At 51.3% G+C, this 22,038-nt stretch carries 26 protein-coding genes; 3 read left to right on the top strand and 23 right to left on the bottom strand.

The features are described from left to right. Window positions 1-5 precede the first annotated feature (5 nt). The 5 genes from ACFVTB_RS14055 to ACFVTB_RS14035 form a co-directional block, all read right to left on the bottom strand. Window positions 6-161, bottom strand: coding sequence for a hypothetical protein (locus ACFVTB_RS14055; RefSeq protein WP_387749857.1), 156 nt, complete (start codon window positions 159-161; stop codon window positions 6-8). A 51-nt stretch (window positions 162-212) separates the two neighbouring features. Beyond that, window positions 213-911 (bottom strand): glutamic-type intramembrane protease PrsW, encoded by a 699-nt coding sequence (gene prsW / locus ACFVTB_RS14050; RefSeq protein WP_387749854.1) that lies wholly within the window; start codon window positions 909-911, stop codon window positions 213-215. Between the two features lie 67 nt (window positions 912-978). Continuing rightward, window positions 979-2,229: a Glu/Leu/Phe/Val family dehydrogenase gene (locus ACFVTB_RS14045; protein ID WP_387749851.1), complete on the bottom strand. Its 1,251-nt coding sequence runs from the start codon at window positions 2,227-2,229 to the stop codon at window positions 979-981. Window positions 2,230-2,375: 146 nt separating this feature from the next. Further along, the gene (locus ACFVTB_RS14040; protein ID WP_387749848.1) at window positions 2,376-2,984 is read right to left on the bottom strand and encodes a genetic competence negative regulator; all 609 of its coding nucleotides are present in this window, start codon (window positions 2,982-2,984) and stop codon (window positions 2,376-2,378) included. 199 nt (window positions 2,985-3,183) lie between these two features. Then, entirely contained in the window at window positions 3,184-3,507 is a 324-nt protein-coding gene (locus ACFVTB_RS14035) for a hypothetical protein (protein WP_387749846.1), read from the bottom strand. 184 nt (window positions 3,508-3,691) lie between these two features. On the opposite strand from ACFVTB_RS14035, the gene ACFVTB_RS14030 reads away from it, so the two are divergent. Further along, window positions 3,692-4,561, top strand: coding sequence for a polysaccharide deacetylase family protein (locus ACFVTB_RS14030; RefSeq protein ID WP_387749843.1), 870 nt, complete (start codon window positions 3,692-3,694; stop codon window positions 4,559-4,561). Here the strand turns inward: ACFVTB_RS14030 and ACFVTB_RS14025 are convergent. Together ACFVTB_RS14025 and ACFVTB_RS14020 are read right to left on the bottom strand one after the other, a co-directional pair. After that, a complete protein-coding gene (locus ACFVTB_RS14025; RefSeq protein ID WP_387749840.1) occupies window positions 4,555-4,797 on the bottom strand; it encodes a hypothetical protein in 243 nt (80 codons plus the stop codon). The genes ACFVTB_RS14030 and ACFVTB_RS14025 overlap by 7 nt on opposite strands. Next, window positions 4,794-5,399, bottom strand: coding sequence for a CPBP family intramembrane glutamic endopeptidase (locus ACFVTB_RS14020; protein WP_387749837.1), 606 nt, complete (start codon window positions 5,397-5,399; stop codon window positions 4,794-4,796). Before ACFVTB_RS14020 ends, ACFVTB_RS14025 begins: the two co-directional genes overlap by 4 nt. Window positions 5,400-5,506: 107 nt before the next feature. On the opposite strand from ACFVTB_RS14020, the gene ACFVTB_RS14015 reads away from it, so the two are divergent. After that, window positions 5,507-6,421 carry a hypothetical protein gene (locus ACFVTB_RS14015; RefSeq protein WP_387749835.1) on the top strand — a complete coding sequence of 305 codons (915 nt, stop codon included), beginning with the start codon at window positions 5,507-5,509 and terminating at the stop codon, window positions 6,419-6,421. On the opposite strand, the gene ACFVTB_RS14010 is transcribed toward ACFVTB_RS14015, so the two are convergent. Beyond that, complete coding sequence (locus tag ACFVTB_RS14010; protein ID WP_387749832.1) at window positions 6,422-6,748, bottom strand: rhodanese-like domain-containing protein; 327 nt, start codon at window positions 6,746-6,748, stop codon at window positions 6,422-6,424. A 283-nt stretch (window positions 6,749-7,031) separates the two neighbouring features. Between ACFVTB_RS14010 and serA the strand changes: the two genes are divergently transcribed. Beyond that, window positions 7,032-8,624, top strand: a complete 1,593-nt coding sequence (serA, locus tag ACFVTB_RS14005) for a phosphoglycerate dehydrogenase (protein WP_387749829.1) — start codon at window positions 7,032-7,034, stop codon at window positions 8,622-8,624. 166 nt (window positions 8,625-8,790) lie between these two features. Here the strand turns inward: serA and ACFVTB_RS14000 are convergent, their stop codons facing one another. The 15 genes from ACFVTB_RS14000 to ribH all read right to left on the bottom strand — a co-directional run bounded on the left by ACFVTB_RS14000 (window position 8,791) and on the right by ribH (window position 21,999). Continuing rightward, complete coding sequence (locus tag ACFVTB_RS14000; RefSeq protein ID WP_387749826.1) at window positions 8,791-10,263, bottom strand: HAMP domain-containing sensor histidine kinase; 1,473 nt, start codon at window positions 10,261-10,263, stop codon at window positions 8,791-8,793. After that, window positions 10,263-10,979 carry a response regulator transcription factor gene (locus tag ACFVTB_RS13995; protein WP_387749824.1) on the bottom strand — a complete coding sequence of 239 codons (717 nt, stop codon included), beginning with the start codon at window positions 10,977-10,979 and terminating at the stop codon, window positions 10,263-10,265. The genes ACFVTB_RS14000 and ACFVTB_RS13995 overlap by 1 nt, the downstream gene beginning before the upstream one ends. Window positions 10,980-11,019: 40 nt before the next feature. After that, window positions 11,020-12,279, bottom strand: a complete 1,260-nt coding sequence (gene ccsA / locus ACFVTB_RS13990) for a cytochrome c biogenesis protein CcsA (protein ID WP_387749821.1) — start codon at window positions 12,277-12,279, stop codon at window positions 11,020-11,022. Continuing rightward, window positions 12,276-13,940 (bottom strand): cytochrome c biogenesis protein ResB, encoded by a 1,665-nt coding sequence (gene resB, locus ACFVTB_RS13985; protein ID WP_387749818.1) that lies wholly within the window; start codon window positions 13,938-13,940, stop codon window positions 12,276-12,278. Before resB ends, ccsA begins: the two co-directional genes overlap by 4 nt. 12 nt (window positions 13,941-13,952) lie before the next feature. Further along, entirely contained in the window at window positions 13,953-14,483 is a 531-nt protein-coding gene (locus ACFVTB_RS13980; protein WP_387749816.1) for a redoxin domain-containing protein, read from the bottom strand. Window positions 14,484-14,571: 88 nt separating this feature from the next. Next, window positions 14,572-15,312, bottom strand: a complete 741-nt coding sequence (locus ACFVTB_RS13975) for a pseudouridine synthase (RefSeq protein ID WP_387749813.1) — start codon at window positions 15,310-15,312, stop codon at window positions 14,572-14,574. 55 nt (window positions 15,313-15,367) lie between these two features. After that, entirely contained in the window at window positions 15,368-15,880 is a 513-nt protein-coding gene (locus ACFVTB_RS13970; RefSeq protein ID WP_387749810.1) for a spore maturation protein, read from the bottom strand. A 13-nt stretch (window positions 15,881-15,893) separates the two neighbouring features. Then, on the bottom strand, window positions 15,894-16,598 hold the full coding sequence (locus ACFVTB_RS13965; protein WP_387749807.1) for a nucleoside recognition domain-containing protein: 705 nt from the start codon (window positions 16,596-16,598) through the stop codon (window positions 15,894-15,896). A 20-nt stretch (window positions 16,599-16,618) separates the two neighbouring features. After that, a complete protein-coding gene (locus ACFVTB_RS13960) occupies window positions 16,619-17,794 on the bottom strand; it encodes a D-alanyl-D-alanine carboxypeptidase family protein (protein ID WP_387749804.1) in 1,176 nt (391 codons plus the stop codon). A 134-nt stretch (window positions 17,795-17,928) separates the two neighbouring features. Beyond that, on the bottom strand, window positions 17,929-18,384 hold the full coding sequence (gene ytfJ, locus ACFVTB_RS13955) for a GerW family sporulation protein (protein ID WP_387749802.1): 456 nt from the start codon (window positions 18,382-18,384) through the stop codon (window positions 17,929-17,931). A 279-nt stretch (window positions 18,385-18,663) separates the two neighbouring features. Beyond that, entirely contained in the window at window positions 18,664-19,245 is a 582-nt protein-coding gene (locus tag ACFVTB_RS13950; protein ID WP_387749800.1) for a hypothetical protein, read from the bottom strand. Between the two features lie 86 nt (window positions 19,246-19,331). Then, window positions 19,332-20,021, bottom strand: a complete 690-nt coding sequence (locus ACFVTB_RS13945; protein WP_387749797.1) for a DUF2953 domain-containing protein — start codon at window positions 20,019-20,021, stop codon at window positions 19,332-19,334. Window positions 20,022-20,109: 88 nt separating this feature from the next. Further along, complete coding sequence (gene scpB / locus ACFVTB_RS13940) at window positions 20,110-20,748, bottom strand: SMC-Scp complex subunit ScpB (RefSeq protein ID WP_387749794.1); 639 nt, start codon at window positions 20,746-20,748, stop codon at window positions 20,110-20,112. Next, window positions 20,717-21,496, bottom strand: coding sequence for a segregation and condensation protein A (locus ACFVTB_RS13935; RefSeq protein ID WP_387749792.1), 780 nt, complete (start codon window positions 21,494-21,496; stop codon window positions 20,717-20,719). Before ACFVTB_RS13935 ends, scpB begins: the two co-directional genes overlap by 32 nt. A gap of 32 nt (window positions 21,497-21,528) precedes the next feature. Continuing rightward, a complete protein-coding gene (ribH, locus tag ACFVTB_RS13930) occupies window positions 21,529-21,999 on the bottom strand; it encodes a 6,7-dimethyl-8-ribityllumazine synthase (protein ID WP_387749789.1) in 471 nt (156 codons plus the stop codon). Between the last annotated feature and the right edge of the window lie 39 nt (window positions 22,000-22,038).

The following is a 22,038-nucleotide window of genomic DNA, read 5'->3' as shown; positions in this document are numbered from 1 at the left end:
AGCCGTTACAGGCTATGCTCCTCGATGTCGAGGTCATTCGCGTTGTTGCAGATGCATTGCTTGAATCCGGTATCGATCGCGCCTTTCTCTCTGCGGCCCCGCAGGACGAATTTTTCACCGCAAATGTTGCACCGAATCGTTACTTTCACTCTCGTTTCCATAGCCGCCTCCCAATAGGTCGCTCTTTATAGGAGACAGTATCGACGGAAGCGTTACAATTTAACCTCGTCTTCCCGCGTCAGGAAACGGAAAGGAGAACGAGCGCTAGCGCGTTGAATTTTGTACAGCCCCCAAACCCACAGCCCAGCCATAAAAGGAATGATGAAGAACATCCAATTCGATTGCTGCGTAATCATAATCCAATCGTACGAGCCGTGCAGCAGAAGCGGCAGCGCCAGCGAAATGATCAAATAGAGACGTTTCTTGTTTGCGCTGGCCGCAAATTTCGCTTTCCCCAAATAATAGCCCATCATAATGCCGAACAGCGCGTGCCCGGAAACCGGCAGCAGAGCCCGCATAAGCAGCGTGCCAAACGTAGACGGAGCGAAAAAGGCGTACATGACGTTTTCCAGCGTCGCAAACCCTAGCGCGATCGATCCCGAATAAACAATGCCGTCGTACGGCTCGTCAAATTCGGTATGATTGTAAATGACGTGGTAGAGTACGAACCACTTGACAAACTCCTCGATGCCCGCCGATTCCACGAATGAGAACATAACGGGATTCTGCCCCCACCATAGCTCTAGTCCGCGCTGGATGACGACGATAGGCACGACGATCAGAACGCCGAGCAGAAACATCCGGGCCACCATATGAATCGGTTCCGATTCATAGCGGTCCCTTAAATAAAGATAGGTCAGCAAAGCGATGCCTGGCGCCACCGCTGCCGTCAATATGGAAAACACGCCCATGCCTGTCTGATCACCTCCAAGCTCAAAGCGGATTAAGCCGTCACGGAGGCTTATTCGGCATACGGGGTTATACCCAGCCGCGGTACCGGACAGCCTCCGCCATTTTGCGTACGCCCGCCATATAGGCAGCCAGTCGCATATCGACCTTTCGAGTCTGATGCAATTCGTATATTTGCGCAAAGCCTCGGATCATCATCTGCTTCAGCTTGCGGTCCACTTCTTCCTCATCCCAATAATAGCCTTGATTATTCTGTACCCATTCGAAATAGGATACGATGACGCCTCCAGCGCTAGCCAGTACGTCCGGCACGAGCAGAACGCCTCGCTCGGTTAATATTTGCGTCGCCTCGAGCGTCGTAGGGCCATTGGCCGCTTCCACGACAATTCGGGCTCGCAGCTTCGGTGCGTTAACTTCCGTTATCTGATTCTCAATAGCAGCCGGTACGAGCACATCGCAATCCAGCTCGAGCAGCTCGTCGTTCGTGATCGTATTCGGGAACAAATTCGTCACATTGCCGAACGAGTCGCGCTTTTCTAGCAAATAGGGAATATCGAGCCCTTCTTCATTATACAACGCGCCGTTCACATCGGATATAGCGATTACGCGCGCGCCAGCCTCATGCATAAATTTAGCAAGGTAACTGCCGGCGTTGCCAAACCCTTGTATCACGATCCGTGCGCCGTTCATTTCGATTTGACGAAGCGCGAGCGCTTCTTCGATCATAATAACGACGCCGCGGGCGGTGGCCGTTTCCCGGCCTTTCGAGCCGCCGAGCACGATCGGCTTGCCGGTGATGAAGCCCGGCGAATCGAACTCGCGAATTCGGCTGTATTCATCCATCATCCAGGCCATAATTTGCGAGTTGGTCATGACGTCAGGCGCCGGAATATCTTTTGACGGTCCGACGATTTGGCTTACCGCCCGCACATAGCCGCGGCTTAACCGTTCCAGCTCGCCGAATGACATTTTTCGCGGATCGCAAATAACGCCGCCTTTGCCGCCGCCGTAGGGCAAATCAGCAATGCCGCATTTCAAGCTCATCCAGATGGACAACGCCTTAACTTCCGGTTCTGTCACGCCGGGATGAAACCGGACCCCGCCCTTAGTCGGGCCAACGGCATCATTGTGCTGTGATCGGTAACCTGTAAATACTTGCGTCGTGCCGTCATCCATCTTGACAGGAATGCGTACGGTCAACAAGCGCATCGGCTCTTTCAGCAATTCGATCATCGAATCGCTGTGTCCAAGCTTTCGCAACGCTTGTTCGATTACAATCTGAGTAGACTTGAGTACATCATGTGCTTTCATGTCAGCCATTATTAAGTACACCGCCTTTGTCTACATGTAATATGAACGCGCAGGGCGAACCGTATTCGAGAAATATGTACGTGATCGGATGCAAGAAGAGCACCGTACAGACCAAACGGCTGCAGATGCTCTATAAAATGCCAATTACTCATCATTTAAAAATGAGTGCATATTTGCGATACGGCTTCCGACGCCATCACCAGCTTGCCGTACTCTTCGAGCATGGCATACGTAACGGAGGTGGCCTCTCCATATTCCGCCAGCAGGGCGATAACGGCATTATGGCGGGAAGATTCGATAAGCGCAGGCTCCAGAGCCAATATCCACTTTCCGTTATAGGAGTACAATCGACCGTCTTCGGTAAGGTTCGCAGCTTTAAGCTGTTTGCTTACGTTGATGACATCCTCGAAATCGCGGAAAGAATACATGACAATGTCGCTCTGCTCCAGCGTTACTTCCATTTCGTATATTTCGTCTTCCGTATCTTCATCGTCGGCAGACCGATCGCTCTCTTGACCATTCATCTTGCCACGGGTGACAATAACGACCATTCCTTGTGCGGGGAGGGCAAAAACTTCGACCGCTAAAGGGCCGCTGGCATCAAAGCCTAGCTCGCTGTATGCTTGATCCATCATTTCGCTGAATAGTTCATGCACCTTTGGAATTTCGCGCCACATGTCATCCTTCTGGATCCCCCGTTCGAGCAGGTCGTCGAACGTCAGGAAAATCCGTATCTTGTCCTGACTAAGCCGTTCGATTTTCATGACAGGATCCTCCTCTGCAGCATCTGTTGTAACAGCGTATGAAATTATAAATAAGATGTGACCAAAATGATCAAATCGTACTATGTAGATACTTTACCATGTATGACAGCGGAATGCACCTAAATGACAAAAAAAGAATCGCTCGAACCGCGCCGCTTGCGGTGCGCGCGTTCAATCGATTCTTAGAGTCCGCCTCTTCTCAATGGGTGCGGCTCGACGATTCCGCCATGACGCGATCGGCTTCCGCTTTCAGCTCAGGATCGCTATTCACAATGCTCTCAATCAGTCCCCAGTCTTTTCCTGATTTTTCGGCGGTATCGTCTGTACGCTTTGGGGAGATGGAGGAAACCGCCTTTGCCTGCCATTTATCCGCCATCATTCCAATCGCTCTCCTGCCAATTGCCGAGCATGCGTTCGACATCGCCGCAGCTGCCAAAGCGGCCGTCCCCGGCCGTTTGCGGGCGAAAATAAGAGCGGCTGCGGCTCCAACGGCTCCGCCTAATAGTATTCCGCTAAGCTTCATGTTCAATGAACCTCCTCGCGTAATTCGTTTTCGCCCTTATTTTAGCCTTACGCCTCGTCAGGCATCCTGCTAAAATAAAGGAAAACCGCCATGACGCGACGAATGTCGACATAACCCTTCCCGTCTGACATCGTCCTCTGGAGGGCATCCTACATACACAACATGCGATAACGGAGGTCTACCTATGAATCGAAAAACAGTCCAATCGATTGCCGCGTCAATCGCCATTATGACGGCGTTATTATCGGCAGCATGCGGAAACGGCGCGACAACCGGTGACGCTAACCCCGACACTGCTCCTGCGCTCGCAGGCGAAACGGCAGCCGCTTCGCAAGTGGCATCCGGCTCTGCTTCGACCCCGGCACCAACACCCTCGCCTTCACCTGCGCCGACGGTGTTGCCGGAGCAAACAGGTCCATTGTACCGAATGAACAAAGTATACCGCATCCTGCCGATCGACGAGACGAAGACGCCGGACAAAATGGTGCTGCTTACGTTCGACGATGGACCGAAGGACGAAGAAGCGCTCACATCGTTGCTCGATACGCTGGATGCGCACCACGCAAAAGCGATATTTTTCGTCAACGGCTACCGGGTGAAGCAGCATCCTGAATTGCTGAAGCTTATTTACGACCGCGGTCAAACGATCGGCAATCATTCCTGGGATCATATTGATTTGAAGAAAGAAGAGCGGGAGACGGTTGAGAAGCAAATTGGCGACGTACAGCGTGATGTCGAGGCGATTACCGGTCAGGTTCCCCATTTCTTCCGGCCGCCTTACGGCTCTGGTGGAGACACCGTCAAGGAAGCAGCTCTTAAAGAAGGGCTTCTTTTCATGACGTGGTCCAACGGTTCGCTTGACTGGGAGCAAAAAGCGCCCGGAGATCCCGACAAAGTCATTGCCAATGTCATGGAGCAGCTTCATCCGGGCGCCAACATTTTAATGCATGAACTAAAATGGACAGCGAAGGCGCTAGACGGCCTGCTGTCCAAGCTCGAGAAGGAAGGATACGGCTTCATCGATCCGGCATCCATTGAAACGCCGGCTCATTGATTGGTATACTTGACACCGTACCAGAACAATCCGGCGACCAAAGATACGAACAGTATAAACAGTACGTTATAATACCATTTCGTTATCTTGTGGGCGCTTGAAGGAAACTTCTGCCTTCGCGACGGCAGCTGCTCCTTGCCGCTCGCCGTATCGGCGTTGTAAGCAGGCGACGGCTCCGCCGTCTGCCCGCGACGCCGTCTCCCTCTGGCGCGTCTGTGTTTCTGTACCCTGCTCATGACTCCTCGTCCTGCTCCTTCCTGAACCTGATAATGAGTCCCATAATGAAGTCGATCGCAAAATGCGCAATGATTGGCGCCCAGATCGTCCCTGACTGAATATATATCCAGCCTAACCCATAACTGATCGAGAAGACAAGTCCCGTTGGTACCCAGTGTCTTAAGTACCGGACGTGAATGACGGCGAATACGATACTCGTCCAATAAGGTCCGATCGCATGCTGCACCGCTCCGCGAAACAGCAGCTCCTCGCATATCGCCACGACTAGCGATATGACGGCAATGTGCCACACTGGACGATGCCGGAACATCCGCTCGTTGACGCCGCCGTCGTCGCTCGCCTCATCAGGCACCCACCTCGACACCAGCAGGTCGACAAGAATAACAGCTCCGGCCAACCCGAGCCCCCACCATATAAAGTTCAAACGATCTGGAATTTGAAATAGATGAATTATGTTTTGACGCTGAAATAATACCCAGACAAAACCGATAATAAGAGTAAGGACCTGCGTCATGTACAGATTGATGAGCAGCATTCGGTCATCCAGCTCATCTACCGACACTTTGCGCACCCGGATTTTGCGAATATCAAATTTTTTCATAGCTTCCCGCCTGTCTAGAAGGTTCTTATTTCCTTTTAAGTTCTTTTCCCCTATACTGATAGGGCACAAATGACAGCATCCATATATTACATAGAGGGAGATTTGTGATGGAAAAACGTTTAACTCGTTCTGCAATGATGTTCAGCCTAGGATTTGTATTTTTGGTAGGCTGTTCGGCCGCGTCCTTTTTCTTCGGCCTTAAGCTGGGCGCGAAAGAAACCGAATCGAAGTACGAAATGAAGCAATTGAACGGCGCGGCCAACTCGGACGCGACTCCCTATCAGCAGCAGGATCTTGTCTCTTTCTATCATACCGTATTTTTGCCTTATCGTGAATTTCAAACGGAATGGTTCCAATCCATTGCCCGGGTGGAGCAAGGGCAGATTGGCGAAGCTTCCTCCGCTTTCAAAGATTTGAGCAGAATGGCCAAGCAAAAGCAGAAAGAAGCTTCTTCTTATGACATGAGAAAATCGCCACTTCTTGCAACCGCGCAAGCGAATATTATTCGCAGTCTGGGGCATTTCAGCACCGCTTCCGACAATGCTGCGGGCGTAAAGGCGGCGAGCAACAAACAATTGCTTGAAGCTATTGCGAGCGACGAGCCGTACAAAACAGCCGTAAAAGAATCTCTCACCGCTCAGCAAGCCTACTATTACGCGATGCAAAAATGGAGCGCCTCGGTCAATCCCGACATTCCGAGTGAGTATAAAGCCGCCAATGTCATCGACATCAACGAATGGAAGCGACTTCCTTTGACGGTTAAAAATAAGCTGATGGCTGATCAGATACTCAGCCGCAAGCAACTCATATCCTACTACCCGCAGGATATGACGAGCCGGGTAGACGAGTTCATCCAATCGGGACAGCAGTCCAAAATGAAAATTCGCTCCGTCACGGCGATCGTAGATTTACTCATTAATACAAAAGCCGTCCGAAGCGGCGATTTTGTCGCCAATCAAAATTCGCTTTACACGAACGAGCTGCTTCCGCAGCTGCCGTTTTTCTCGCCTTCGGCGAATTAATCAATCGTATTGAAAACCTTTTAACAAGGCTATGGCTGCCATTCCGCCCTCGACGTTGAGGAGGCCGCCGTAGCCTTGTTCTTGCAAATAGCGGCATACCGCCTCGCTGCGGACGCCATGCGCACAAACGATATAAAGCGGTGCGTCGTCGTTCAACTCACCAAGCCGGCGGGGAATCTCATTCATTGGAATATGCGCGCTGTCGTCCAGCCCATAGTACTCTCTCTCGAACGTCTCGCGCACGTCGATAATTTGGCTGCCTTCTATTTCTCCTGCTTCAATCAGCCGCAGCAGTTCGGCTGCGCTTACATGACCGTAACCTTCCATTTACATCCCCTTCCTTCCTGTCGAATGATGACATAATGGTTGAATCATAACGAAAATTTCACATTTGGGCAAGTTTGAGCATTGCATTTGAATGCCGGATTGCTATAAAATAGTAAAGGTTGTCCATAACGGTGTCAGTCGTTCATTCGACTGTTATCATAGGCGAATTTTCATCCGGCTCTTCGCATCGGTTTTTGATGCAGAGACGGGGTTTTTTGTTTTCGCCCTCTGTAAGGCAAGACTTATTTTTGCTATCGCAAACCCATAGGAGGCAATCTGAACCATGTTTAAAATCTTAGTATCTGATCCAATCAGCGACCTAGGCATTCAACAACTGGTAGACGCGGCTGATGTAGCGGTCGACAAAAAACCAGGGCTGAGCGAGGACGAGCTTGTAGCCATCATCGGCGAATACGACGCCTTGCTCGTTCGCAGTCAGACGCGCGTAACTCCGCGCATTATGGAAGCGGGCAAAAAATTGAAAGTCGTTGGCCGCGCTGGCGTAGGCGTCGACAACATCGATTTGGAAGCGGCGACGCAAAACGGTATTATCGTTATCAACGCGCCGGACGGCAACACCATTACGACCTGTGAACATACCTTTGCTATGATCATGGCGGTTGCCCGTCATATCCCGCAAGCGTATATGAAAACGGTCGGCGGCGTTTGGGACCGCAAATCGTTCCTTGGCGTCGAGCTGCGCAACAAAACGCTGGGCGTGCTCGGCATGGGCCGCATCGGCAGTGAAGTAGCCAAACGGGCTAAAGCGTTCGGCATGGATATTCTCGGCTACGATCCGTTCATGACGGAAGAGCGTGCGGAGAAGCTCGGCATTAAGCTTGCTTCCGTCGATGAAATCGTCCGCAATGCCGATTTCATGACCGTGCATACGCCGCTGACGAGCGAAACCCATCATATGATCGGTAAAAAACAATTCGAAGTGATGAAGCCTGGCATGCGCATTGTTAACTGCGCGCGCGGCGGCATTATCGACGAGCTTGCGCTGGTCGAAGCGGTCGACAACGGCGTCGTAGCCGGAGCGGCATTCGACGTATTCGAATCCGAACCTCCTGCTGCTGATCATCCGTTCCTGAAACATCCGAAAATTATCGTGACTCCGCATCTTGGCGCATCGACGATTGAAGCACAAGAAAACGTTGCGATTGACGTATCGGAACAAGTGCTGCATATTTTGCGCAACGAGCCGTTCAGCAACGCTGTCAACATGCCTCCTATTCCGGCTAATTTGCAAAGCAAGCTGCAGCCTTACTACACGCTGGGCGAGAAACTCGGAAGCTTTGTCGCTCAAATTACGGAAGGCGCCGTCGAAGAAATTACGGTCAGCTATTCCGGTGAGCTTGCAGAAGTCGACACGCAGCCGCTTACTCGTTACATCGTGAAAGGCGTCCTTTCGCATCATCTCGGCGCTGAGCAAGTTAACATCGTTAACTCGATGCATTTGGCAAAAGAACGCGACGTCAACATCGTGGTCAAGAAGTCGCATGCGGCGAAAGATTTCACCAACCTCGTATCGGTGTCGCTGCGCACGAAGAAGGAAGAGCATGTCATTGCCGGCACGCTGCTGACCGGTTACGGTCCGCGCGTCGTGCAAATCGACAACTTCCCGGTTGACGTAACGCCTGAAGGCAACCTGATCCTCATCTCGCATAATGACAAGCCGGGTATTATCGGCCGCGTCGGCACGCTGCTCGGCTCGAACGATGTCAATATCGCAACGATGCAGGTAGGCCGCAAACTGGTCGGCGGATCGGCCATTATGGTGCTGACGGTCGACAAAGGCGCTAGCAAAGACATTCTCGCTCAATTGACCGAATTGGCAGACTTGAACGAAGCTAGAGAATTGAAGCTCCAATAGTTCCTACTCGATATTCGTAAAGAAACCTTCCGGACGGCTTTCAAGCCGTCTGCGGAAGGTTTCTTTTTTTGCTTCAGGTAGACCGGAAGACTTATGTTCCACGAACAACAAGATTTTATTGCTTTGTTCTACAAAAAAACGCTCCCGTATGGGAGCGTTGCGACAGCTATGACTTGAATTCGACAGGCAGCAGCAGCGTAAAGGTCGTTCCTTTGCCGACGGCGCTGTCGACCTCGATTCGTCCGCGATGCTGGGTGATGATATTTTTGACGATGGCAAGTCCTAGTCCTGTTCCTCCAGACGAACCCCGCTTGCGGGCTTTGTCCGCTTTATAGAACCGCTCAAACACATAGGGCACATCTTCGCTTGGAATACCTTTGCCCTCGTCTTTTACACGAAGCAGTACGTAATGGGTGCCGTTGATCGGCGGCGCGGCTTCGGCCGAGATCGTAATCGATTTGCCCGACGGCGTATGCCGCAGCGCATTGTCGAGCAGATTGGTCAGCACTTGCTCCAGCCGATCTTCATCCGCTCCGTTCAGTACGAGCGGCTCGTTCGGCAGCAGCTTGTTGAGCGCTACCTCTCGCTCTTTCGCATAGACTTGAAACTTGCGGTGAACGCGCTGTACCGTGCCTCGAATATCGAATGGCTGAACGTTCAATTCAACGTGTCCTGCTTCCATCCGAGCCATATCAAGAAAATCGTTGACAAGGCGACTCATGCGAAGCGACTCGTCATAAATGACCTGCACCAGTTCCTTGCGTTCTTCAGGCGAAGCAACGATATCGTCAAGCAGCGCTTCGCTGTATCCCTGCAGCATAGAGAGCGGCGTACGGATTTCATGCGAGACATTGGCGACGAAATCACGGCGCAGCTTCTCCAGCTTATGTTCCTCCGTTACGTTGCGGACAACCGCAACGGCTCCGCGAATGATGCCTTCGGTTTGCATAGGCGCCATAACGACCGACCAGACGTTGCTTTGGACCTGAATTTTATCAGTTAAATCCCGTCCTTCAGTCAGAACCGTCAAGAACGTATCCCTCAGCGGTCCAGGAACGCCTTTATAGCGCTCCTCCTCTTCTTCTTCCGGGCCACCCTGCCAGGCTAAGTCAAGATCGGACCATCGTGACAGCAAAATCTGTCCAAGCGGGTTGGTCAGGATGACTTCTCCCTCGGAGTCGAACGTGATAACAGCGTCGCCCATGCTTCTCAATATGCTGGACAGCTGCTCCTTCTCGTGATTGAGATCGTTGATCAGCTTGTCGAGCTGGCCGGTCATATGATTGAACGTTTTCGCTAGGTCGCCGATCTCGTCCGTCGATCCAATTTCAACTTTCGTCCGATAATTGCCTTCGGCGATCGAATCGGCCGCTTCTTTCAATTGCAGCAGCGGCTGTTGTATTTTTCGCGATAAGAAGAAAGCGAAAAAGGTGGAGAGCAAAAATCCGATAATACCGACAACCGTAAAGACAACTTTAATTTTATGCTGGTATTCGACAAAGGCGTAATCGATGTATTGAAGCAAAAAAGCGCCAAGAATGAGGAGAACGATCGCAACGAGTAAAATGATCGTTCCCCACAGCTTGCCGACAACACTGTGAAACAAATAGCCGATCCAGCTGCGGCGAAGAGACTTCATTACTTCGGAACCTCAAGCTTGTAGCCGACGCCCCAAACCGTTGTAATCATCGAAGCTGCATCCGGCGATACTTTATTCAGCTTCTCGCGCAGACGCTTCACGTGCGTATCGACCGTGCGCAAATCGCCGAAAAACTCGTAGTTCCAAACATCCTTCAAAAGCTCCTCGCGCGAGAAAACTTTATCCGGCGAGATTGCTAGGTAATGCAGCAGCTCGTATTCTTTTGGCGTCAAGCTGACTTCCTGTCCGCCCGCCGTTACCCGATGGGCGTCATGCTCGATGACCAAATTCGGAAATACAATATTGTTGCTCGAATTGACTTCCTTGGTGAGAAACGCCGTCGTTGAAGAGCGGCGCAGTATCGCTTTGACCCGATAAATGACCTCGCGGGGGCTGAAAGGCTTCACGACGTAATCGTCGGCGCCTACCTCGAAGCCTTGCACGCGGTTCATTTCCTCGCCCTTTGCCGTCAGCATAATGACCGGAGTAGCCTTTACCTGACGAAGCCGGGAGCAAACCTCCACGCCGTCTATGCCAGGCAGCATGACATCGAGCAAAATTAACGAGTAATCGGAGGCGGTGGCGAGCCGCAGGGCGGTTTCGCCGTCCTCGGCCTCATCGATTTGATAGCCTTCTTTCTCCAAATACATTTTGAGCAGTCGGCGGATGCGCTCCTCGTCGTCAACGACGAGAATGCGGTTGGCGTAATCGGTCATGGGGCATTGCTCCTTCCTCAAACAAGTATATGATTCGTTATTATACGCCTGCGTACGAATGCAGGCCGGCTATGATCAGGTTGACGCCGACAAGCGTGAACAAGATAACGACGAAGCCGATAACGGCGAGCCAGGACGATTTCATGCCCTGCCAGCCGCGGGAAAGGCGGAAATGCAAGTAGGCGCTGTAATAGAGCCAAGAGATAAGCGCCCATACTTCCTTCGGATCCCAGCCCCAGAATCGGCCCCATGCTTTCTCGGCCCAGATCATCGCGAAAATGAGTGCGCCGAGCGTAAAGATTGGGAAGCCGATCGCAATCGACCGATAGCTGATCTCATCCAAATCTTCGGCATCAATGCCGTCCATCAGCGGATGAATGACCTTCGATAGCGACCTGCGGAATGCAAGTCGAAGGAGCCCGTAAAGCAAGGAACCGGCAATGACTGACCATACTACGGTATTCAGCTTGCGGCCCGCATTAACGCCGTCCATCCAGCTTGGCGCTTCAAACAGCGGCTTATCCATTCCAAGGAACGAATCGACCGACACCACCTGACTGTTGTAAGGCTTCACAATCGGAGGCAGCGAATAGTCGACCTTCTCTTCTGTAGTCTGTTCAGCTCCCCTGCTGTCGATTACCGATTTTTCTTGAATGAATTGCGCTTCATAGCCCGCGCCGCGGAAAGCAAACACGGCAACGATAAATCCGATGACAATCAGAATGACGTATAAAGAAAATTCCACCCAAAATTGAGCGCGTTTCGCTTCCTTCGTTTTGCTGCTGAAGTCGACCGCACGCAGCAAATACATTAATCCGGCGGCAAAACCTACCGCAAAGAATGCTTCGCCAAGCGCCGCCGTCGTTACGTGCACCTTCAGCCAAATGCTGTCGAGCGCCGGAATGAGCGGCTGTACCTCTTGCGGGAACACCGCCGCATACGCAACAACGATAATCGTCAGCGGCAGGGCGAACATGCCGAGCAGCGGCTTGCGATAAATCGCATAAACGATCGTAAACGCAATCATGATGGCCATGCCGAGGAATGTAATAAACTCATACATGTTGCTGGTCGGAATCTGACCGCTGCCAATCCAGCGGGTGAAGAAGAAGACCAGATGTCCTGCCAGGCCAAGCGTAGAAGTAATGAACGCGATACGGCTCCATTTCTTCTGATGGACTTGCGGATCCCGATTGCTCCACTTTCTGCCCGCTATTGCAATGACATAGAATAAAAAGGCAAAGCAGTATAAGAAAAAGGCGACGACAAACGCATCGCTGCTGAATTCGACTAAACTCACGCGTTGTTCCCTCCGTTATCAAGCGACTTTGGTTCGACGGCAATGCCGGATTTGCCTAACGCCCATGCGACATCGGCGCGCATCCCGTACCAGTTTTTATTCGTATAGGCGCCGAGCGACAGCTCGCCGTCGTCAATCCGCAGCCAGATGCGGCGATGCTGCCAGTAGGAACCCATCAGCAGACCGAGCATCGAGATGACGGCTCCGAACCAGACATAATTAAGCGCTTTGTCGATACGAACGTTCAGATAGGTCGACGCTTCCGCGAACTGTACGTTATCCATGGTGTCGACTTTAATTTCGAGTTTGTCCGCAAGCGCCGCGTTCAGCTTATCCTGTCCGAACTTCTCCTTATCCTTTTGCATCGGGAAGTAGATATACGGCTGTCCTTTCTCCGGTAAGCCCGGACCGTTAATGAGAAAGACAAAAGCCGGCGCCTTCGGCTCGCGGCCGAGCGTAACCGGTTCGCCGTCCTGGCCAACCGCGAACTCCATATAATTAGCCATTAGCTTCATATGATACGGGCCGACGTCATACTCGAGCGGCGCATCTTTCATCGGCAGCTCGAATGGTCCGTACGACTGGCCGGTCGCCTTGTCGTGGAGTGTCGGCCGAACGCCTTTCAGCTTCGGCGTGATGTCATAATCGAATTGGTACAGCTTGAGCTCCTTGTACATTAACGGGCTGTTGACCAAAATATCGTGGCGTTCCACTTCAACCAGCTCCGGATTGCCGTCCATATCGCCGCAACGGCTTTCGCAAGTGTACAGAACCGCTTTCGTTTCGTATTTCTTCGCCCGTGCTTGTCCCTTCAATTCTTCCGGCAGCTCGTCCTCGGCGTAGAACTCAATGTTAAACTTCTCGTTCTTCACATAATAGTTCGTACCTTCGATGTGTACCGTTTCGCCGTCCTGCACGGTAACATAGCTGTCCATCTGCCAACCGGGTATGCTCCTTGCCAGTATGGCAAGCAGAAACAAGATGAGGCCGATATGATTGATATACGGTCCCCAGCGGCTGAAACGGTTCTTCTCGGCCAGCAAAGCTGTACCGTCCACATATACGCGGTAGCGCTTCCGTTTTAAATGCTCAGCGAACTCAGCCGTCCACTTCTCCGCAGAACCCTCTACTTTCCCCTTGTAGACAGTCTTTTGACGCAAAATGAACCGCAGATGCTTGCGAACCTGCTGCTTGCTTAGCGCTTTGTATAATGGAAGCACACGGTCCAAACTGCAGATGACAAGCGAAGTGCCGATCATCACGAGCAGCGTAATGAACCACCACGATTCATAAGTTCTCGACAGTCCAAGCTCATAATAGAGCTGTCCTAGAGATCCATATTGCTGCTTATAATAGGTGGATGGCTCGAAGTTGTTCAAAAACGAGTTTTCTTGGGGATAAATCGTGCCTAGCATAGATGCAAGCAGCGTAATAATAATTAAATAAATCGCAATCTTCACCGACGAGAAAAAATTCCACACCCGATCGATGATGTTCGGATTGCGCTTCTGCGAACGGCGGGCGACGCCGTCATAACGCATCTCAAGGGGCGTATCCGCCTCGGCGTCCTCAATCAGCGGCTTGCCGCAGCTTTCGCACAGCACTGTGCCGACGGCGTTCTGGTGACCGCATTCGCATTTTGTGTTATGTAGCGATAACACCTCGTAAACCCCCTAGTCCTTCAGCAGCTGAATGACGCGCTCATCGATATCCTGCTCTGTCATTCCTCCGACTCTAATCTCCATAATTTTGCCGTCCGGCTTTACGAAGAAGGTGGTCGGATACGATTTTAAGCCGAAGCTGCGTTCCGTCTTCCTGTTGACATCCCTTAAGATCGGATAGTTCAGTTCGAACCGCCGTACGAAATTATTCACTGTCAGCGTGTCCTCACTCAAATTGATGGCCAGTATTTCCAGCCCTTCGTCCTTCCACTTGGCAAACTGCCGCTCGAACTCCGGCATTTCTTTGACGCATGGCGGACAAAAAGTGCCCCAGAAATTAATGACGACCGCTTTCCCTTCATAGTCCGACAGCGAGTGCACGTTGCCGTTCAAATCGACAAGCGTAAAATCCGGAGGTGTTCCTCCTACCTTCGGTACCGTCGTTTCGTCTGCCGCAAATAATGTCGTTCCGATCGCATAGCCTCCGATAATAAGAACGGCAAGCAAGATGACAATTTGCACCGGCTTGCGGTATTTGCCCATCCTCATTCACCTGCATTTCATTCGATGTCAGCTTGTAATAATTCCATTATAACGAAAATTGGGCGGCATAGACTGCTGCCGCCAATCGCTATTTATGAACTTTATGTGTCTTACGCGCGCATTCCCGAAGCTCTTTCACTTCTACCGGCGTCAAATGACGAAATTGTCCTCTCGCCATGTTTTGCAGCCCCAGCTCTCCGAATTTAACACGCCGCAGCCTAATGACCGGGTGGTTAATTGCTTCGAACATCCGCCGAACCTGACGGTTCCGCCCTTCGTGAATCGTAATGCGGATAGTAGATACATTCTTCTCCGTATCAATGTCCTGGTATTCCGCCTCGGCGGGAGCGGTCATGCCGTCCTCCAGCTTAATGCCCTTCTGCAACTGCTCAAGCAGGGAACCGTGCGGTACGCCTTTGACGGTCGCATAATAAGTCTTCGGCACGTGATGGCTCGGATGCGTCAGCAGGTTGGCGAATTCGCCGTCGTTCGTCAGCAGCAGCAGCCCTTCCGTATCGTAGTCCAGACGACCGACGGGATAAACCCTCTCTTTGATGCCGGGCAAAAAATCAGCCACCACTTTGCGCCCTTGCGGATCTTTCGCGCTCGTGATGACACCTTTAGGTTTATTCAGCATCAAGTACAGCTTTTTCTCGCTCTTGATCGGCTTGCCATTCACCGTGATGACATCGGCGTCAGCGTCTGCTTTCACACCAAGCGTCGTGACCTTCTCGCCGTTGACTTCCACTTGGCCGGCCAAAATCATTTCCTCGCATTTGCGGCGGGAAGCGATGCCTGCTTGCGCCAATATTTTTTGTAAACGTTCCAATGCTTTCACCTCAAACTCCATCATAACGATAACGAAGGCAAAGCACAAGCAAACCTTAACCAAATATGTATAAGCAAATAAAAATCGCCGCTAAAAATCCGACCAAATCGGAAAACAGCCCCACCTTAAGAGCATATCTGGAACGTCGGATGCCGATTGCGCCGAAATAGACAGTCAGCACATACAGCGTCGTATCGGTACTGCCCTGTATCGTTGATGCGATCCGGCCAATCATGGAGTCGGGACCGTAGGTTTGAATCAGGTCGGCCGTAAAAGCGAGCGATCCGGCGCCGGTAAGCGGACGCAAAATGCCTAGCGGCAGAACCTCGGTCGGAATGCTTAGCCAGTCGAACAGCGGCTTGACGAAGCCAAGCAGCATGTCCATCGCGCCTGAAGCCCGAAACATGCTGATCGCCACCATCATGCCGACAAGATGTGGGATAATATTGATCGCAGTGCCGAAGCCGTCCTTCGCGCCTTCGACAAATGTTTCATATACGGGAACTTTCTTGAATGCGGCATAAAGAGGAATAAATACGATGATAGCAGGGATTAGCCAAGCGGACATTCTTGTAAACGCCTCAAGCAATACCTCCACCTCCCGGCGCGGCGGCGGAAATAGAATCGGAGGAGGATGCCGGACGTTCTGTTAATCGATTCGCCGTATATTCGTTGCCGCCTTTTGTATCGATGTTCGGCGGCGGCGTTTTACGGCTTCGATTGCGGTACCAGCGGTCCGCGATAATAGCCGCGGCCGTTGCGACAAAGGTGGCAGCCAGTGTTGTCCCGACGATTTCCGCCGGGTTGGCGGAGCCATAATTCATTCGAATTGCGATTAAAGTGGTCGGTATTAACGTAATGCTGGACGTATTTAAAGCAAGCAATGTACACATGGCAGGAGTAGCCGTCGCCGGGTCTGGATTCAGCTTTTGCAGCTCCTGCATCGCTTTTATGCCCATCGGTGTTGCTGCATTGCCGAGACCAAACAAATTAGCGCTAAGATTGCTCATAATGTACCCGAGCGCTGGGTGATTTTTAGGCACATCGGGAAATAACACCCGGACGATCGGGCTGAGCAGCTTAGCCAGCTTTTTTAGCAAGCCGGCGTCGTCAGCAATTCGCATCATGCCAAGCCAGAATACCATGATGCTGATTAAGCCAAAGCTGACCGTCACGCCCGATTTGGCTCCTTCGAACGCCGCTTGCGTTACCGCGTCGATTTTCCCCGTCACCGCCGCCGCTATTACGCTTGCCACAATAAAAAACAACCAGATCCAGTTCACCATCTTACGTTCTTCCTCCCCCATTAGCCAAATAAAGCGTTAAATGCTTCCGCAATCGAATACAGCAAAGGCACTTTCCCCGTTTGCGCCTTTGTATAGTCAGCCAGAGACTGCTTCGTCATCGGCTGTTTATCCGGCAGCTTCAGCCGCTCGCTTTGAGGCTCGTAAACGGGCAGCGAGGCTACCTTCTCCCCGTTCAAATACCATTCCAGCGCTCCGCGTTCCCCTAATGCAAAACGTGCCGTTTCCCGTCCCTCTACAACGAGCCGAGATGTCAATTCCTCGTCATGCGAAAGCGGATATCGAAGCGATTGTCCTACCACGTAAGGATATCCCGCAACCTCTTGTCCTTTGTTTGCAATTTCCACAAGCGGGTAATTATTGAAGCCCCAGTCGAGCATGGAGCGATGATCAGCCCAGTCGTCGCCGTCATTGATCGTAACGGCAGCCAGCTGCTGTCCGTTTCTCGTCGCGGAGCTGACGAGACAGCGAAAGCTTAATTTTGTATAACCGGTTTTAACCCCATCCGCTCCTTCGTACATCGTCAGCATTTTGTTTTTGTTTTTCCAGGAATACTGCCATTTCTCATGTGGGTTAGGCACTTGCTTCAATTTCGTTTTGACGATGTCGGCGAAAACCGGATTTTTCAAAGCATAGGCTGCAAGCTTGGCCAAATCGTTGGATGACGAATAGTGGCCTTCTTCGTCTAGTCCGTGAGGGTTTTTGAATTGACTGTTACTTAAGCCTAGATAGGCCGCTTTCTCGTTCATCAGTACGACAAAGCCTTCTTCAGAGCCGCCTACATGCTCGGCGATCGCCGTTGCAGCGTCGTTGCCCGAACGAAGCATTAATCCGTAAAGCATATTGAGAAGCGTCATCTCTTCGCCCAGCTCGAGAAAAATCGAAGACCCTTCTTTACGCGCCGCGCGAGTGCTCGTTTTCACGACATCCGACAGATTGCCGTGTTCAATTGCGACGATGGCGGTCATAATTTTAGTTAAGCTGGCGATTCTCAGCCTTTTATCGCCGTCCTCGCTGTAGAGCAAACGGCCCGATTTGACGTCGATCAGCGACGAGGCGTTCGCGTTCGTCTTGAGCGGCTTCGGTTCTGCGCTTGCTTGGGCTGGCGAGCTTGTCCAGGACAGCAGCGCAATGAGCAGCGCCGAAGCCGTCAGCCGGCGCAGCATGCTTGCTTTCATCGGTTTATTGCAGCTCCCTTCGTTGTCACGAATGCTATTGATGGTTCTTCTATATTCTATGCTTGTACGAGGCAATTCAGACGCTTCCTCCGCCGGAAATGAAAAACTGCCCTTGCGGGCAGTTCCCAATAGGGCTAAATAAGAGTTTCGCTTCCATCCGTGATATAGTCGCTGGAATTGGAATTGTTTTTGATCATGGATTGAACCTTGTCGAACACTTGCGGAGCCGAATCGATGATGCGCTCCATCAAATGAGTTTGATTGTCGAGGGGCACGACTTTCACGCCTTGAGTACCGACGACAAGAAAAGCAATCGGCGTAATCGATACGCCGCCGCCGCTGCCGCCGCCAAACGGCGAGGACGACGAACTATGGTTATGCCCGTCCGATGCTGAAGAATAGCTGTCTCCGCCGTCTGTACGAATATCGCTGCCGCCGGCAACAAAACCGAAGCCTACCTTCGATATCGGCATAATGATGCTGCCGTCCGGGGTTTGAACGGGATCACCGACGATCGTATTGACATCGACCATTTCTTTGATGTTTTCCATGGCGGTTTGCATTAAGCCTTGGATAGGATGTTCTGCCATGCCTTACTCCTCCTCTGCGTTATGGATAAGGACTTACCTACGCTTTTGTATTGTGCACTCTACACGGATGAAGTATGTATGGCAACAAGCAACGTGGCACATCATCTTCTGACAAAAGAAAAAGAGTTAAACCAAAGCACGGCTTAACTCTTTTAATTTGCATTTGCATGACTGTAATGAGGGAAAGCGCTGCGGGCCAGGGGTTCTTCCGATCGCCATTATAGCCAAATTCCTCTCCAGAATCCCTCTGCCCCTCGCTACTCCTCAAAACTGAATTCATTACCTTCTGTTAGTTCCGCTATATCTTCGCAGCTGTTCTTTGTTCAGATCCCGAAAGACGATTGCAGGTTTGCTTTTCTCGTAACCAATTTTATCATGCAGAAGCGTGATGAACTCGCCTGTTCCTTTGTAATTGGTTTGCATTCGGACTTTATGATGTGTGCCATGCAGCACGAATCTTGAAGGAAATTTCCATACTGTCATTTTTTGAATGTCAGCGAAATCAATTTCTTTCACTTTAAACATCGTGTGAACTCGAATCGTCGTATCATTCACAATCGCTTTACAGCGAATAAAGATCAATGAAGCAGCCCCGATGAGAAGAGCAGTAATCCATAAAATGCCTACTGGTGTCAAGTCAATGCCCGTCGCTTCCTCACCATAGATCAGGTAAGCAATAGTGCTCGCTATACTCATACCGAATAAGAGGAACGTTCCGCCCCACGCTACCCAAGCCAAGTGAAGGTTTAACTTCAAAACCATTTCACCGTCACTATTCCGTCTGGCCGGCTCCCATACATCTCCCATAATTTTTGTAACCGCTGCTGCTGTTAATTTAGCCTCTAGCCTATGATTTTCCAAGTCCCGTCCTCCGTCTGTTCAATAATCCTACAGATTGATTATCGGAACGTAACTACTAATTATTTACACACCTGTTATGATTTGAGTTAAGCCTTGGATAGGATATTTTGCCATGCCTTCACGCCCCCTTTCCCTTTCTTGGCGCGAGCCAAGAGATGCAGCCCGGCAAAGATCGCATATACGAGACGGATTTGCACGATGCACAAGCACTCGGCGGCAAAGCTAACTTGCTTATAATCGGGTGCGATCGTAAATGCAGGCTCCCGCTTCACATGCACATACTGCGACACCAGACCGAAAAAGGTCGTCAGCAGCGACCAGACGAGCCCCGTCGCCATCGCCGTCCACATCGCATCTCCCGTTCCTATTTTGATTTGCAAGCTTAATTCTTTAAGCTGAATCCGTTTGGCCGTTTGTTTCACCCAATCAGGCAAATGCCTCGTAATTTGAATAATTTGCTTCATTTTGTCCACAAGCTTGGATATTTTATCCCATCCGATATCGTCCTTTTTTTCCGACGAGACATCCATTCCGGCAGTCGATCCCGATACCGTCCCCTGCAGATGCATCAAACCGCCGTAAAATTTAACCGAAGGGATTTGCAAGCTATAGACTAGCAAGCCATACAACGCTTTTAACTCGATTGTAACGTCGTCGTCGCTGCCTGCCTTAAAGGTGTGAAACCGAATCCGTACAGGAGAGAGCAGCGCCAGCACGATCAGCGTCATTCCAACAACAGCAGCCGTCACAAGCCAGCCGTATACATATCCAGGCATCCCGCTTCCTCCGTTTCCATGGGCTGCCTATAGTATAGCCAGCGGCTATGTTTTCCCATTCGCCGTTCGGCATAATAAAAAGCCCGCTTCAAGAAGCAGGCTCTTCGGTAGAATCCGTCTCACGGACTGGAATAAATTCGTCAATCGTCGTTTGTCTTTCGCCAAGTCGTTCGAACAGCATTTGCGTCTGTTCCTCAAGCGCGTCGTCGACATCAACCGTTTTTGGCTCGGGCAACGCCTTGATGCTAGGTAAACCGAAATAATCGAGAAATGATTTCGTTGTGCCGTATAGAATCGGACGGCCGATGGCATCCGCCCGGCCCACCTCTTCAATAAGATCTTTAGAGACAAGCGATTGAATCGCCCTGTCGCTCTTCACGCCGCGGATTTCTTCGATGTCAATCCGTGTAATCGGCTGTTTGTAGGCGACGATCGAAAGCGTTTCAAGCGCCGCTTGCGACAGCTGAGAACGGGTCGGCGTATAAGCCATCCGCTCGAAATAAGCGGCGTGTTCCGGATGCGTCGTCAGCCGATAGGAACCGGCGATTTCCGTTACTTGAACGCCCCGCCCCTCTCTTGCCAAATCGCGGTGCAGCTCGTACACTAAATCGGCGGCCAAATCGCCCTCGATCTCCATAATATCGGCCAGCTGCCGTTTGTTCAGCCCTTCGTCGCCGGCCATAAACAGCAAGCCCTCAATAATCGTCTTCAACTTCGAATAATCCACTTTCCGCCGTTTCTCCTCTCCAATGAATCACGATATCGTCAAACAGCTGATGCTGGAAGCACCTGATGTGCTTCATCTTCATGAGCTCCAGTATCGCAAGAAACGTGACGACGATTTCCTGCTTATCCATGTTCTCGCGAATCAGCTTGGAGAATCGAACGGTTTCGAATTGCCGCAGCACGTGCATGATATCCTGAATCCGGTCTTTGACCGATATTTCGTCCCGTTGAACGGTAGCGACGACATTACGCCTGGCGGCCTTCTTCAACGCTCGCTGGAAAGCCGCAATCAGATCGGAGACATGCAGTCCCTCCAGCGGATTGACGATCTCCTCTTTCATGAAAGGAGTAAGATCGTCTGGCTCCCTGGAATAAACGAGACTGCGTTCCATTTCCTTATCCCGCAGCTGTTCGGCGATTTGCTTGAATTTCCGATACTCGACCAGCTTCTGAATGAGCTCGTCCCGCGGATCCAGCCCATCGTCCGGCCACTCCTCGTACTCATCTTCAAAAACGGGCGGCTTGGGCAGCAGCTGCTTGCTCTTAATCGACAGCAGCGTAGCCGCCATGACGAGAAATTCGCTCGTCACATCCAGCTCCAATTCTTTCATCGCATGCAAGTAATCCATATACTGATCGGTTATTTCGTGGATGGATACTTCATGGATATCGATTTCCGCCTTGTCGATAAGATGCAAAAGCAAATCGAGCGGCCCCTCGAATGATTCAAGCTTGTAAAGCACCGTCACTGCCTATTTCCCCCCGCTGCAAAGTCTATCTCTTAATTATGCAGCAATTTCGTTAAATTTGCCATCTCTATTGCGGAAGTTGCCGCTTCGTAGCCTTTATTTCCTGCTTTTGTGCCCGCCCGCTCAATCGCTTGCTCGATCGAATCGACCGTCAGAACGCCGAAAATCGTCGGCACGCCTGTTTTCAAAGCAATAGCAGCTACGCCTTTAGCCGCTTCATTGCAGACGAAATCGAAATGCGGAGTTGAACCCCGGATGACAGCTCCGAGCGTAATGACGGCGTCGTATTTGCCGCTTTCAGCCATCTTTTGCGCAATAAGCGGAATCTCGAACGCTCCCGGTACCCAAGCAACTTCAACATCGCCGTCCTCTGCCCCGTGACGCTTGAAGGCGTCCAGCGCGCCGCCAAGCAGCTTGCTCGAGATGAATTCGTTAAACCTTCCTACAACAACTCCGAACTTCAAACCTTCTGATACTAAATGACCCTCATATACATGCGGCATTTTTTATTTCCTCCTTTAAATTGGCCGCCATCCGGCGGA

It is taken from the genome of Paenibacillus sp. NPDC058071, assembly GCF_042885235.1.
In the GTDB taxonomy this organism is placed as follows: Bacteria; Bacillota; Bacilli; order Paenibacillales; family Paenibacillaceae; genus Pristimantibacillus.
Note: the sequence above shows the minus strand (reverse complement) of the source record. Positions and strands in the feature narration are given on the sequence as shown.